At 62.8% G+C, this 14,112-nt stretch carries 14 protein-coding genes; 11 read left to right on the forward strand and 3 right to left on the reverse strand.

From position 1 onward, the window contains the following. The first annotated feature begins 6 nt into the window (after positions 1–6). Positions 7–699 (forward strand): RraA family protein, encoded by a 693-nt coding sequence (locus BLU15_RS16660; protein ID WP_090296544.1) that lies wholly within the window; start codon positions 7–9, stop codon positions 697–699. A 33-nt stretch (positions 700–732) separates the two neighbouring features. Here BLU15_RS16660 and BLU15_RS16665 read toward each other — a convergent pair whose 3' ends face one another. After that, positions 733–1,215: an Lrp/AsnC family transcriptional regulator gene (locus tag BLU15_RS16665; protein WP_060529326.1), complete on the reverse strand. Its 483-nt coding sequence runs from the start codon at positions 1,213–1,215 to the stop codon at positions 733–735. 100 nt (positions 1,216–1,315) lie between these two features. Between BLU15_RS16665 and BLU15_RS16670 the strand changes: the two genes are divergently transcribed. From BLU15_RS16670 to BLU15_RS16695, 6 genes are all read left to right on the forward strand, one after another. Continuing rightward, positions 1,316–2,812, forward strand: coding sequence for an aminotransferase class V-fold PLP-dependent enzyme (locus BLU15_RS16670; protein ID WP_176960301.1), 1,497 nt, complete (start codon positions 1,316–1,318; stop codon positions 2,810–2,812). Beyond that, complete coding sequence (locus tag BLU15_RS16675; RefSeq protein ID WP_060517836.1) at positions 2,805–3,680, forward strand: MBL fold metallo-hydrolase; 876 nt, start codon at positions 2,805–2,807, stop codon at positions 3,678–3,680. Before BLU15_RS16670 ends, BLU15_RS16675 begins: the two co-directional genes overlap by 8 nt. A gap of 28 nt (positions 3,681–3,708) precedes the next feature. Further along, positions 3,709–4,470: a sulfite exporter TauE/SafE family protein gene (locus BLU15_RS16680; RefSeq protein ID WP_034787855.1), complete on the forward strand. Its 762-nt coding sequence runs from the start codon at positions 3,709–3,711 to the stop codon at positions 4,468–4,470. A 157-nt stretch (positions 4,471–4,627) separates the two neighbouring features. Further along, positions 4,628–5,623, forward strand: coding sequence for an SLAC1 anion channel family protein (locus tag BLU15_RS16685; RefSeq protein WP_034787853.1), 996 nt, complete (start codon positions 4,628–4,630; stop codon positions 5,621–5,623). Further along, positions 5,623–6,582, forward strand: a complete 960-nt coding sequence (locus BLU15_RS16690) for a GlxA family transcriptional regulator (RefSeq protein WP_034787850.1) — start codon at positions 5,623–5,625, stop codon at positions 6,580–6,582. The genes BLU15_RS16685 and BLU15_RS16690 overlap by 1 nt, the downstream gene beginning before the upstream one ends. A 45-nt stretch (positions 6,583–6,627) precedes the next feature. Next, the gene (locus tag BLU15_RS16695; protein WP_034787847.1) at positions 6,628–7,926 is read left to right on the forward strand and encodes an amidohydrolase family protein; all 1,299 of its coding nucleotides are present in this window, start codon (positions 6,628–6,630) and stop codon (positions 7,924–7,926) included. A gap of 17 nt (positions 7,927–7,943) precedes the next feature. Here BLU15_RS16695 and BLU15_RS16700 read toward each other — a convergent pair whose 3' ends face one another. Both BLU15_RS16700 and BLU15_RS16705 read right to left on the reverse strand, forming a co-directional pair. Further along, the gene (locus BLU15_RS16700) at positions 7,944–8,801 is read right to left on the reverse strand and encodes a MurR/RpiR family transcriptional regulator (protein ID WP_043614025.1); all 858 of its coding nucleotides are present in this window, start codon (positions 8,799–8,801) and stop codon (positions 7,944–7,946) included. 76 nt (positions 8,802–8,877) lie between these two features. Next, entirely contained in the window at positions 8,878–9,957 is a 1,080-nt protein-coding gene (locus tag BLU15_RS16705) for a polyamine ABC transporter substrate-binding protein (protein ID WP_234852724.1), read from the reverse strand. Between the two features lie 162 nt (positions 9,958–10,119). Between BLU15_RS16705 and BLU15_RS16710 the strand changes: the two genes are divergently transcribed. Genes BLU15_RS16710 through BLU15_RS16725 form a run of 4 tightly spaced genes read left to right on the forward strand, consistent with a single transcriptional unit; the run spans position 10,120 to position 14,077 of the window. Continuing rightward, positions 10,120–11,211, forward strand: a complete 1,092-nt coding sequence (locus BLU15_RS16710; RefSeq protein WP_090296547.1) for an ABC transporter ATP-binding protein — start codon at positions 10,120–10,122, stop codon at positions 11,209–11,211. 1 nt (position 11,212) lies between these two features. Further along, positions 11,213–12,112 carry an ABC transporter permease gene (locus BLU15_RS16715; protein WP_060604371.1) on the forward strand — a complete coding sequence of 300 codons (900 nt, stop codon included), beginning with the start codon at positions 11,213–11,215 and terminating at the stop codon, positions 12,110–12,112. A 7-nt stretch (positions 12,113–12,119) separates the two neighbouring features. Next, positions 12,120–12,950: an ABC transporter permease gene (locus BLU15_RS16720; RefSeq protein WP_034787988.1), complete on the forward strand. Its 831-nt coding sequence runs from the start codon at positions 12,120–12,122 to the stop codon at positions 12,948–12,950. Between the two features lie 2 nt (positions 12,951–12,952). Beyond that, positions 12,953–14,077 (forward strand): DmpA family aminopeptidase, encoded by a 1,125-nt coding sequence (locus BLU15_RS16725; protein WP_090296673.1) that lies wholly within the window; start codon positions 12,953–12,955, stop codon positions 14,075–14,077. Positions 14,078–14,112 lie beyond the last annotated feature (35 nt).

Below are 14,112 nucleotides of genomic sequence, written 5' to 3' on the forward strand. Positions count from 1 at the left end.
GAAGACATGAAACATTTTGAAGACGATACCGAACTCTTTACCGCCATGCGCAGCCGGCTGTTCACGGCCGTGGTCGGCGACATTCTCGACACGATGGGCCTGCAGCACCAGTTCCTGCCGCCGCAGATCAAGGCGCTGCGCGACGACATGGTCGCTGTGGGCCGCGCGATGCCCGTGCTGGAGGCGGATTTTTTCGCGACCGCTGAGGCCGGCGGCCATTCGGAATTCAGCGCCAAGCCTTTCGGCCTGATGTTCCATGCACTCGATAGCCTGAAGGAAAACGAGATCTACGTCTGTTCCGGCTCGTCGCCGCGCTATGCGGTCTGGGGCGAACTGATGTCGACGCGGGCAATGAAACTCAAGGCGGCCGGTGCGATCTGCGACGGCTATTGCCGTGACAGCGCCGGCATCCTCGCGCTCGATTTCCCGACCTTCTGCTACGGCTCCTACGCCCAGGACCAGGGCCCACGTGGCAAGGTCGTCGACTACCGCATCCCGATCGAGATCGGCGGCATCCGCATCCGGCCGGGCGACATCCTCTTCGGCGACCGCGACGGCGTGCTCGTCATCCCGAAGGAGGCGGAGCGCGAGGCGATCGCGCTGGCACTGGAAAAGGCCGAGACTGAAAACAAGGTGCGGCTGGCGATCGAGGCCGGCATGAGCACCGTCGAGGCATTCGAACGCTTCGGCGTCATGTAACGACAGAATGATGAGGTGCCGGGAGCCGGCGCCTCACCTCAACCGGCTCAGATCCACGGGGCGACCGTTGATGATCGCCTCCATCGAGAAGAAGCCGGTGACCGTAGCGAGGTCGAAATTGGTGATGAGCTTCTGGTAGAAGGTGTCATAGCCGCGCATGCCGCGGGTCACCACCTTGATCAGATAATCCCAATCCCCGCCGATGCGATAGAAATCGATCACCTCCGGCAACCGCTCGACATGCTGCCGAAAACCGTCGCTCCATTCCTTGGAGTGATGGCGGGTGCGGATCATCACGAACACGGTGAGATCCAGCCCCAAAGCGTCGAGATCAATGTCTGCATGCGAGCCCCGGATCACGCCGATTGCCTGCAGGCGCTGGAGGCGTCGCCAGCAGGCGTTTTGCGACAGGCCGACCTTTTCGGCCAGATCCCGCTGCGACAGCGACGAATCTTTTTGCAATGCGGTAAGAATGTTCAGATCGAAAGCATCGATTTTGAACGAAGATTCGATCATTTGACACAATTCCTCGATGAAACCGCAGAAGATAGGTGAGGTTTTCGACCCTGGACGGGATTACAATTGCTGTCAATGTCCGCTCCGAGGAGTAAGCGCGATGATCGTGCCCGCCGTCCACCAACCCTGCGAGGCGCTCTCGCCGCTCGCCCGGTTCCGCCAGTCCCTCAACCGGCCGGGTCTCGTCGCCGAGCTACGCGACGATCTGGTCGGAGCGAAGGCGCGGATCGCCGGTCCCTACGGCACGAAGGCACTGGTTTATGCCGACTACGTCGCCTCCGGCCGCGCGCTGCGCGTGATCGAAGATTTCGTGCTCGAAGAGGTCCTGCCTTACTACGCCAACAGCCACACCGAAGCCTCCTATTGCGGGGGCTTCATGACCCGGATGCGGCGGGAAGCGCGGGCGCTGATCGGGGAATTCTGCGGCGCCACGGCCGACCATGCCGTGATCTTCACCGGCTCCGGTGCGACCTCCGGCATCAACCGTCTGGTCAAGCTCGTCGGCGTTAGCGACGCGGTTGCTGCCGGCCAAACCGTCCGCGTCATCATCGGCCCCTACGAGCACCACTCCAACATTCTGCCCTGGCGCGAAAGCGGCGCTGAGATCGTTGAGATCGCCGAATGCCCGGCGGGTGGACCGGACCTCACGGAACTTCGCAAAGCGCTGAGCGTTGGCTCGTCTGACCTGACAGTCTGTACCCTCTCGGCCGGCTCGAACATCACCGGCATCACCAGCGACGTGGCCGCGATCACCCGCATGGTCAAGGCTGCCGGTGCGAAGATGATCTGGGACTATGCCGGCGCCGGCCCCTATGTTCCAATCGCCATGTCTCCCGCTTCCGGTGCCGAGATCGACGCCATCGTCGTCTCGCCGCACAAGTTCATCGGTGGCCCGGGTGCTTCCGGCATCCTGATCGTTCGCCGCGACAGTGTCACGACCGACAAGCCGACCTGGCCGGGCGGCGGCACGGTGAAGTTCGTTTCGCCGGATACACACGACTACAGCGCCAACATCGAGGCCCGCGAAGAGGCCGGAACGCCGAACGTCGTCGGCGACATCCGTGCAGCCCTTGCCTTCATCGTCAAACACGCGATCGGGCTTGAGAGCATGGAGCGGCGCAACCGCGAACTGGCGGAGCAGGCGTTTGCCGCCTGGAGCGCCATTCCGCAACTGGAACTGCTCGGCCTGCAGGAACCGGACCGGCTGCCGATCTTTTCGTTCCGCATCAGGAACGGCAAGGGCGGCTATGTCCACCAGCAGCTCGTCACCCGCATGCTGAGCGACCGCTTCGGCATCCAGGCGCGCGGCGGCTGCGCCTGCGCAGGACCTTACGTTCACCGGCTGCTGTCGATCGATGCCGAGCACTCCGAACAGATCCGCCAGGCGATCCTTGCCGGCGAGGAAATCGAGAAGCCGGGCTTCACCCGGCTGAACTTCAGCGTGCTGCTTTCGGAAGACAAGGTGAAGTACATTCTCGATTGCGTCACGCAGCTCGCCGCCGACGCGCCGAGCTTCGAAGCCGATTACGATTTTGACCCCGCCCGCGCGATCTTCTTCCCGTGCGCCGCGGCTGAAGAGGCCCTCGCCTATGCATAAGCCCGATGTGACCGGCTTCTACGATCCCCGCACCGGCAGCATCCAATATGTCGTCGCCGACCCGGCGACGGGCAAATGCGCGATCATCGATCCGGTGCTGGACTTCGATGAAAAGTCCGGCTCGACCGCGACGCGGAATGCCGATGCGATCCTCGACCATATCGCCGCCAAGGGTTTGACGGTCGAGTGGATCCTCGACACCCACCCGCACGCCGACCATTTCTCGGCGGCGCGCTACCTCAAAGCGAAGACCGGCGCGCCGACGGCGATCGGCGAACATGTGAAGGGCGTGCAGCGGATCTGGAAGGAGATCTACAACTGGCCGGACTTCGCCTGCGACGGTTCGCAATGGGACCGGCTGTTTGCCGACGGCGAGACGTTTCAGATCGGTGAGCTCAAGGCCCACGTCATGCATTCGCCGGGACATACGCTCGCCTCGATCTCTTACGTGATCGGCGACGCCGCCTTCATTCACGACACGCTGTTCATGCCCGACAGCGGCTCGGCCCGCGCCGACTTTCCGGGCGGAAGCGCTGCCGACCTCTGGCGCTCGATCCAGGCCATTCTGGCACTGCCGGACGAAACACGGCTCTTCACCGGCCACGACTATTGCCCCGGCGGCCGCGAGGCGCGCTGGGAAAGCACGGTCGCCGAACAGAAGGCCACGAACCCGCACGTTGCCGGCAAGTCCGAGGCCGATTTCGTCGGCCTGCGCGAGGCGCGCGACCGCACCCTGCCGATGCCGAAGCTCATCCTGTACGCGCTGCAGGTGAACGTGCGTGGCGGCGAGCTCCCTGTCGCCGAGGACAACGGCCGACGCTACCTGAAGATACCGCTCGACGCGCTGCCCGGTTCGGTCTGGGGGTAGCGGCATCGTGGCGGACCCCTTCCAGCAGATGCTGCTTGCGATCGGCTCCGGTTCGCTCACCGGCTTCACGCTCGGCCTGATCGGCGGTGGCGGCTCGATCCTGGCGACGCCGCTCCTGATCTATGTCGTCGGCATCCGCGACGTGCACACCGCGCTCGGCACCGGAGCGCTTGCGGTTTCCGCCAATGCCTATCTCAACCTGATAAGCCACGCGCTCCGCGGTCATCTCTGGTGGCGCTGCGCGCTGATCTTCACGGTCGCGGGTTCGCTTGGCGCCTTTTTCGGCTCCAGCCTCGGCAAGCTGATCGATGGCCAGCGATTGCTGTTCCTCTTCGGCCTCGTGATGATGTTCGTCAGCTTCGCCATGCGGAAGGTCAGGTGCGACACGGCGGCGACACCGCAGTCGCTTTCGCTCGGCACACACGGCAAGACCGGCTTGACAGCGCTTCTGACCGGCACCTGTTCCGGCTTCTTCGGCATCGGCGGCGGTTTCCTCATCGTTCCCGGACTGCTGCTTGCGACCGGCATGCCGCTCATCAACGCTGTGGGCACGTCGCTGCTTGCTGTCGGCACCTTCGGCCTGACGACCGCGATCAACTATGCCGCCTCTGGATTGGTGGATTGGCGTATCGCCGGCTACTTCATCCTGGGTGGCGTCGCGGGTGGCGTGATCGGCACGATCGTTTCGACGCAGCTTTCGACCCAGCGCGATACGCTGACCAAGATTTTCCGTGCGATCATCTTTTCCGTCAGCCTTTACGTTCTCTGGCGCAGCTACGGAGCCGTGTGACCGGCTTCGCCGTCCGCAATCCATATGACGGCGCGACTGATCGGTCCTTGGCCGGAAACATACGCAGCGAGTCCGGAATCGTACTATCTGGATCATTCAAGACAACGGCGTGGCGTGTTTTAATCCTGTCAGCACTCTTTCGGACAGGAATAATCCAATGACCGTTCAATCCATGGACCTCTCGAACAGCACGCCGTTGACCCGCAGGTCGATCTCGCAGCTTCCGATCAACCTGTTCGCCTCGGTAATGGGCATAACCGGCCTGAGCCTCGCCTGGCGCGAAGCCACCAGGACGATCGGTCTGCCGGCCCTTCCCGGCGAATATGTCGGCTGGCTCGGGACTTCGATCTTTCTAAGCCTTGCGCTCGGCTACGCTTTCAAGTGGCACCGCCATCCGGCCACGGTCGCCGCCGAATTCGCCCATCCGGTTCAAAGCAACTTCTTCGCAACGGTCGCAATCGGCTTGCTTCTGCAGTCAGCTTTTCTGAACCGCTATAGCCCGCTGCTGTCAGAAGTCGTCTGGACGGCTGCGTCGGCGCTGACCTTCGCCCTCGCTTATGTCGTCGCCAGGGGCTTCCTCGGCCGGCAACAGTCGCGCGATACGACGCTGCCGCCGCTGCTCATCCCCGGTGTCGCCACTCTGGATATCGCCGTTACCGGCCACGCCATGCCGTTCGCCTGGGCACATGAGGTCAACATGCTTGCCTTCTCGGTCGGCAGCGTCATCGCCGCAGTCTTCATTGCGCTGATCTTCTCGCGGTTGCGCCATGAAGATCCACTTCCGGCGCTGGCTCGGCCGTCTCTCATGGTTCTGGTCGCCCCCTTTGCCGTCGGCTTCCTCGCCTATACCAATGTCACGGGTTCGGTCGATCTCTTCGCCACGGTCCTGTTCTACTTCGCGCTGTTTCTGATGCTCGTCCTGTCGCCGATGGTATTCCGCTCCCATGTCCCCTTCAGCGTCGGCTGGTGGGCGATCAGCTTTCCGCTTGCTGCGCTCTCGATCGCCTTCTTCCGGTATGCTGCGTCTGCCGAGAGCACCGTCCTCACCGGGCTGGCTGGACTGTTCTTTCTGTTTCTGGCTGGCGCGATTGCGGTTGTCTTCTATCGGACGATCAGCATCATCCTCACCGGCAGATTGTTCGAGGTTCGCTAATGGCCGTTCACAAAGTCGCGATCGTCGCAATGCAGGGCGTCCAGCTCCTCGACGTTATCGGCCCTTCGGACGTGTTCGCGGAGGCCAACCGTCAGAGTGGCACCGACCATTATTCGGTGGAGGTCGTCAGCGCCTCCACCGCCCCGGTGCGTGGGTCTTCCGGGCTGACCCTCCTTCCCGACCGTGCGATGGATGACGGCATTGCCGACATCGATACCCTGCTGGTTGCCGGGGACCCGCTCATTCACGAACGACCGCTTCCGATATCGCTTCTGACTTGGGTGAAGGACGCATCCGCCCGTGCCAGTCGCTTCGGATCGGTATGCTCCGGCGCCTTCGTGCTCGGCGAAGCGGGCCTGTTGAACGGCAGGCGGGCGACGACGCATTGGTCGCAAGCGGCGGAATTCGGCAAGCGCTTTCCGGAGGTGAAGCTCGAGCCCAACCGCATCTTTACCAAGGACGGCAATGTCTGGACCTCGGCGGGCGTGACAGCCGGCATCGACCTCGCACTTGCCATCGTCGAAAAGGATCTCGGCCTGCACATCGCCTTGAAAGTCGCGCGTGAACTTGTTGTCTTCCTCAAGCGACCCGGCGGCCAGACCCAGTTCAGCACGCTCCTTGCCGGCCAGCTTGCGCAGAAGACCCCTATTCGCGCGGCGCAGGACTACATTGCCGACAACCTCTCTGCCGATCTCGGTGTCGGGGCGATCGCCAGGCGCACCGGCATGAGCGAGCGAAACTTCTCCAGGCAATTCAAGCAGGAGGTGGGCATGACGCCGGCTGACTATGTTGAGAGCATGCGGCTTGAGGCGGGGCGCAGATTGGCCGAAGACACAAGCATCCCGCTCAAAAAGATTGCGACCGATATCGGCTTCCATGACGATATCGCCTTCCGTCGTTCCTTCGTTCGTCGATTCGGCACGTCGCCGGCGGCTTATCGAAAGAGCTTCGGCTCCTAAGCCTCGCTCAAGGCCCGCGCCGTTACCGCCACCGGAGAAACCAGCATGTTCGACCTGATCATCCGCAATGCCAATCTTCCGGACGGACGGCTTGGCGTCGATGTCGGCGTCAAGGGCGGCAAGATCGCAGCGATCGAGATGGCTCTTGCCGCGACAGCGGGCGAAGAAATCGACGCCACCGGCCGCCTGCTCAGCCCGCCTTTCTGCGACCCGCATTTCCACATGGACGCGACGCTGTCGCTCGGACTGCCGCGCATGAACGTCTCCGGCACGCTGCTGGAAGGCATCGCGCTCTGGGGCGAGCTGCGCCCGATGTTGACCAAGGAGGCGCTGGTCGCGCGGGCGCTGCGCTATTGCGACCTCGCCGTCAGCCAGGGCCTTCTTGCCATCCGCAGCCACGTCGACACCTCCGATCCACGGCTGGTGACGGCCGAGGCACTGCTGGAGGTAAAGGAGAAGGTCGCGCCCTATATCGACCTGCAGCTCGTCGCCTTCCCGCAGGACGGCTATTTTCGCGCGGCCGACGGCGAGGCTTCACTGAACCGCGCACTCGATATGGGCATCGGCATCGTCGGCGGCATCCCGCATTTCGAGCGCACGATGGAAGATGGCACCCGCTCGGTGGAAGTGCTCTGCCGGATCGCCGCAGACCGCGGCCTGCCGGTCGACATGCATTGCGACGAGACCGACGATCCGATGTCGCGCCACATCGAGACGCTGGCGGCTCAAACGGTCCGTTTCGGACTTCAGGGCCGCGTCGCCGGATCGCACCTGACTTCGATGCACTCGATGGACAACTACTATGTCTCCAAGCTGATCCCGCTGATGGCGGAGGCGGAGATCAACGTGATCCCCAATCCGCTGATCAACATCATGCTGCAGGGACGCCACGACACCTATCCCAAGCGCCGCGGCATGACGCGGGTTCGCGAGTTGATGGCGGCCGGCCTCAACGTTTCCTTCGGGCACGACTGCGTCATGGATCCCTGGTACTCGATGGGTTCGGGCGACATGCTGGAAGTGGCTCACATGGCCATCCACGTGACGCAGATGGGCGGGATCGAGGACAAGCGCAAGATCTTCGACGCCATCACCGTGAATGCAGCGAAAACCATGGGCCTTGAAGGCTATGGCCTCGACGTCGGCTGTAAGGCCGACCTCGTCCTGATGCAGGCGGCCGATGTCAGCGAAGCGCTGCGGCTGAAACCGAACCGGCTCTGCGTGGTCAAGGACGGCAAGGTCATCGCCAGGACGGCGCCGCGCATCAGCGAACTGCTTCTCGACGGCCGGCCGGCCTCCATCGACATCGGGCTGGATTACATCCCGCAGACGTCGGCGCCCTGAGCTTTCGGACTTCGATTTCAATCCTCGAAGTCGCCAAAGACGTTCTGTAGCCGAGTAAGCTGGGCGACGCGCTCGCCGACCTCGTCGCCGAGGACGACGATGATGTTGCTCAGAAGCAGGTCCATGACCGCGACGGTCGTTGCTGCTCCATCCCAGAGCGGACCATGGGACCCGGGCACGACGAGGCAGATGTCGGAGACCTCCGGCGCCCAGGGGCAGAACTCGTCGGTGAAGAGGATGACCTTGACGCCGGCCCGACGCGCCTCCTCCGCCAAGGGCCGCGCCTTGGCGGCGAAGCGGCGTACGTCGTGCAGGAACAGCACGCGTCCCTCGACGGAACCGTCGAGCAGCTCGGCATAGGTGCCGTTGAGGCCATCGACGAACTGCACCCGCGGCCGGGTATAGGATAGCTGGCTCGCGAAATACTGCGCGATGCCGCGTACGTTCTGGTAGGCAGCGACATAGACCTCGCTGGCAGCAATCAGAGCGTCGATCGCCTGCTGCCATTCCGGCGCGGTCGTCAACTCATAGATCATGCCGAGATTGTCGATCTGCTGCTGGATCAGGCCGGCAAGCAGCTTGCCTTCGCGGTTGTCGTCGCGCAGACGGCCAACCGATCCCTTCACCTGCCAGGCAGGATTGTTGGAGCCATCGCGCCGAAGCTCCAGCTTCAACTCATCTAGACCATCGAAGCCCATGCGCCGGAGATAGCGCCCGACCGTCATCGGCGAAACCTCAAGCCGGGTCGCGATCGAACGCGCCGTCTCGAAGGGAATGTCGGCCAGATTACGCTCGATGTAGTTGGCGATGAGCTTGTCAGATTTCGAGCGTCTGAGCTCGTCGCTGCGCACCAGCTTCAGGATTCGCTGCGCCACATCCCCTCCCCTTGCATGATCGGAGCGGGACGCCGGCAAGTTAGCGCCGCATATCCCGCTCCATCGCATCGCCTGTTTATTGCGCCGTCTTCACCTTCGTCCAGACCCGATCGAGCTGGCGCACGCCGGGGCCGAGATCTTCGAAGATCTGCAGCTTCTGCATGGTTTCCGGCGGCGGGTTGATTTCCTTGCTATTCTTGATCTGCTCGGGGGTCAATTGCCGCGCAGGCACGTTGGCCGTGCCGTTCGTCTGCTGCTCGATGTTGAGCGCCGCCACTTCGGGACGCGTGTAGAACTGCATGAACTTTACAGCGTTCTCCTTGTTCGGCGCGGTCTTCAGAACGCAGATATCCTCCTGATACATCGTCGCGCCTTCCTCCGGGATCACGTAGCCGAGATCCTTCGGATTACCGAAGACGTCGACCATCGAGCCGACGAAGAAATGACCGGCCGCCACATCGCCGGCCGCGACCATCGGGCGGGTGTCATAGGTGAAGGCGGCGACATCCGGCTTCATGGCGATGATCGTATCGGCCGCCTGCTGCAATTCGGCAGGGTCGGTGGAATTGACCTTGTGGCCATTGAGGATGAGGCCGACCGACAGCACCTCGCGCATGTCGTCTAGCAGCGTGAATTTCAGGCCTTTGGCCTTCACGGTTTCGATCAGGTCGCGCCAGCCGGTCACGTCCTTGCCAAGCAGCGTGCGGTTATAAAGGATACCGACCGTACCGAAGGCATAGGGCAGGCAATATTCGCCCTTCGGGTCGCTTTTGGCGCGAAGGAACGTCGGGTCGATGTTCTTGAAGCCCTCATAGGTGTTGATGTCGGTCTTTTCGAGCAGGTCGAGCTTGGCCATGATGTCCTGCATGTGCACCGACGGGAAGACGATGTCGTAGCCCGTGGCGCCACCCTGGATCTTCGCCAGCATCTCCTCGTTGGAGGAATAGGTCGAGAGGTTGACCTTGATCTGGGTCTCCTCCTCGAACTTCTTGAGGACAGCCGGATTGATGTATTCGCCCCAGTTGTAGATGTTGAGCTCGGCCGCTTGCGCCGTGCCGAAAAGGGCTGTCAGCGTCGCGAGGGACAGTGCCACTGTGCGCGCACGGGTCGCGAAGGCTCTCCTGCCCCCGCGGGTCGTCCCGTTTGTCATCGTCATCGAAATTCTCCTCTGATGGTTCTGGCCGGACGGCCTGACACGACCTTGACCGGCCGCTTCCGGATCACGGCTTCTCGTGGCCGTTGACTCCGATAGGCAAATGGTATCCATATATCGAAAACGCACAAGCGTTATTTGCATAACATTTTGGGGAACAGAAGTATGCAGAATTCCATCGTCCGGCTGGTGGAGGCGAGCAAGGCCTTTACCACTCCGGAAGGCGGCACCGTGACCGCTCTCGACCGTATAAATCTCGATGTCCGCCGCAACGAATTCCTGACCTTGCTCGGTCCCTCCGGTTGCGGCAAGACCACACTGCTGCAGGCGATCAGCGGCTTCGTCGAACTCGACGGCGGCTCGATCCTGATCGACGCCGAGGACATGACCGACCGGCCGCCCTATCGTCGCCCGGTCAACACCGTCTTCCAGAACTACGCGCTGTTTCCACATATGACCGTCGGCGAAAACGTCGCCTACTCGCTGGAGGTGGCGGGCGTTGCCAAGCCGCAGCGCCGGGAAAAGGTCGCGTCCGCCCTGAAGATGGTCGGGCTCGAAGGCATGGAAGCACGCAAGCCGCGCCAGCTCTCCGGCGGCCAGCAGCAGCGGGTGGCGCTCGCCCGCGCCATCATCGCCCGGCCGAAGCTGCTTTTGCTCGACGAACCGCTGTCGGCGCTCGACAAGAACCTGCGCCAGGCCATGCAGATCGAACTCAAGACGCTGCAGAACGAGCTTGGCATCTCCTTCATCTTCGTCACCCATGACCAGCAGGAAGCGCTGACGATGTCGGATCGCGTTGCCGTGCTATCAGGCGGGCGCATCCAGCAGCTCGATACGCCTCGCGCCATCTACGACCATCCGGTCAACACGTTCGTTGCAACGTTCATCGGCGCCAGCAATCTGTTCGAAGGCAGGCTCGACGGCGACCGGTTGATGACGGCTGACGGCATGGCGATCCGCCACCGGCCCTGCGAGCGGAAGATTTCGGCAGAGGCAACGGCGCTGATCCGTCCGGAACAGTTCTTCCTCGTCGAGGACAACGCTCCCTTCCCGACGATCGACGTCGATCTCGACCAGATCGTCTTCGTCGGCTCCACCTTCGAGCTGTTCGGTCGCACCGCCGAGGGCCGCAAGGTCGTCGCCGAGATTCCGGCCAACCGCCGCAGCCTCGTCGGCGCGGTCGAGCAGACCCGCAAGGCGCGACTTGCCTATGATCCAGCGGCCGTGCACCTGATTGGCGAAAGCGCAGGTGCCTAAGATGACGATCGCCAGTCGCCGCCGCTTCCAGCTTGCACTCCTGCTCGGGCCCGTCTCGGCCTTTCTCGCCGTCTTCTTCCTCGGGCCGCTCGCGATCATGATCGTGACCAGCTTTCTCGCACCCGGCCTTTATGGCGGGGTGGAATGGACCTTCTACCCGCATAATTTCGGCCGCATTCTCGGCTTCGCCGATCCGATGTTCGAGGAGTTCGATCCGATCTACATCGCGATCTTCCTACGCTCGATCGAGATCGCCGCCCTGACGGTGCTCGCGACCCTCCTCGTCTGCTACCCCGCTGCCTTCTGCATTGCCCGGCTTTCCGACCGCTGGAAGAACTTCTGCCTGTTCCTGATCACACTGCCCTTCTTCACCAGTCTGATCGTGCGGCTGTTCGTCTGGGTGCTGATCCTGCGCCAGACCGGCCTCGTCAACGAAGTGCTTCTATCCACGGGGCTGATCGAACGGCCGCTCGACCTGATCTACACCAAGGGCGCGATCATCCTCGGCATGACCTATGTGTTCATTCCCTTCATGTTCATGCCCGTCTATGCCAGCGTCGAGAAACTCGACTGGACGCTGGTGCGCGCCTCGCTCGATCTCGGCGCCGGCCCCGTGCGCACCTTCTTGCGCATCATCCTGCCCTTAACCGCACCCGGCATTGCCGGCGGCGCCGTCATCGTCTTCATCCCGGCGCTCGGCAACTTCGTCGTGCCGGCGGTGCTTGGTGGCGCCAAGGTGATGATGTTCGGCAACCTCATCGAGCAGCAGTTCCTCGCCGCCCGCAACTGGCCCTTCGGTGCTGCACTGGCGATGATGGTGATGAGCGTCATGCTGATCATGATGATCGCCCATGTCATCCTTTCCGGACGGCGCGGCGCTGCCGCCGCACTGGCACGGTGAGGCGCCCATGAAGATCGCTCGATCCCTTTTCACCGGTGGCCTGCTTGCCTACACCGGCCTGTTCTTCGCCTTCATCTACATCCCGCTCGTGGTCATCGCCGTCTATTCGTTCAACGCCAATCCGGTGAACATGATGACCTGGACCGGGTTTACCACCGAATGGTACGCTCAGGTTCTCGGCTTCAAGACCAAGGTCTCCGAGAGCGCGCTCTACATCGAATCGACGGGGCAGCTGCTGCAGGCGGTATGGAACAGCCTGGTCATCGCCGCCTCGACAACGGCCATTGCGACCGTCTTCGGCACGGCGATCGCGATAGCGCTCTACCGCTTCGAATTTGTCGGCCAGCGCTTCTACCGGGTGGTGATGTTCATGCCGATGCTGATGCCGGATATCGTGCTCGGCATCGCGCTCCTGATCTTCTTCGTCAATTCCGGCATCCGGCTGGGCCTGACGACGATCATCATCGGCCAGTGCACCTTCCTGATCTCCTACGTCTTCATCGTCGTCTCGGCCCGTCTTGCCGGCATGGACCGGACGCTCGAACACGCGTCGGCCGACCTCGGCGCCAACGAATGGATGACCTTTCGTCGGGTGGTGCTGCCGCAGCTTTTCCCGGCGATCGTCGGCGGCGCGCTGCTCGCCTTCATCATCTCGATGGACGATCTCGTCATCACCTATTTCATCGCCGGCGTCGATGTCACGACGCTGCCGATGTTCATCTTCTCCATGCTTCGGCGCGGCATCAAACCGGAGATCAACGCCATCGCCGTGATGATGCTGACCTTCTCCTTCGTCGTCGCCTCGCTTGGCCTTTACCTTCGCTCCCGGCAGAAATGATCATGAACGACAAGACCTCCACGCCCTCCTCCGCCCGCGCCCGCGATATCGGCCTGCCCTTTGCCGGCCGCACCGGCCGCTTCAACGCCATCACGGATGTCGAAGGCATTGCCGTCGGCTTCCGCACTATCGAGGAACAAACGCCGCGACCCGGCCGAAAGCGCCCGGTGCGCACGGGCGTCACCGCCATCCTGCCGCATGCCGGATCGGAAACACCGGTCCCGGTTTATGCCGGGGTGCACCGCTTCAATGGCAACGGCGAAATGACCGGCACGCACTGGATCGAGGATGGCGGCTTCTTCCTCGGACCCGTGATGATCACCAACACCCATGCGGTCGGTATGACCCACCACGCCACCATCCAATGGATGCTGGAGCGCTACAGGACGACCTACGACACCGACGATTTCCTCTGGCTGATGCCGGTGGTCGCCGAAACCTATGACGGCGTTTTGAATGACATCAACGGCCAGCCGATCACGGAATCCGATGTGCACGCCGCACTCGACGCTGCCGCGTCCGGCCCGGTCCAGGAAGGCAATTGTGGTGGCGGCACCGGCATGATCGCCTATGGCTTCAAGGGCGGCACCGGCACCGCCTCGCGCGTCGTTGAATTCGGCGGCCGCGACTACACGATCGGCACGCTGGTCCAAGCCAATCACGGGCAACGCGACTGGCTGACGATCCGCGGCGTTCCGGTCGGCGAACACATGCGCGACGGCACGCCGCAAAGCCAGATGCAGGAGCGCGGGTCGATCATCGTCGTGATCGCGACCGACTTGCCGATGGCACCGCATCAACTCAAGCGCCTGGCGCGACGGGCGGCGATCGGCATCGGCCGCAACGGCACGCCCGGCGGCAACAATTCCGGCGACATCTTCCTCGCCTTCTCCACCGCCAACACCCAGCCGATGGCCCACAAGGCGCCGCCACGGCTGTCGCTGGAAATCGTCAACGACGAGCTGCTTGACCCCGTCTATCTCGCGACCGTCGACAGCGTCGAAGAAGCAGTGGTGAACGCGATGATCGCGGCCGAAGATTCCGGCGGCACAGCCCATGATCGCTTCAAGATCCGGGCGATCCGGCATGAGCCTCTGATGGAGGTTATGCGGGCCTATGGCCGATAACCGACGGACTTGGCGATACCTCTCGGAGCCGGTGA

Origin of the sequence: Ensifer sp. YR511, from assembly GCF_900103045.1 — a bacterium.
Lineage (GTDB): Bacteria > Pseudomonadota > Alphaproteobacteria > Rhizobiales > Rhizobiaceae > Ensifer > Ensifer adhaerens.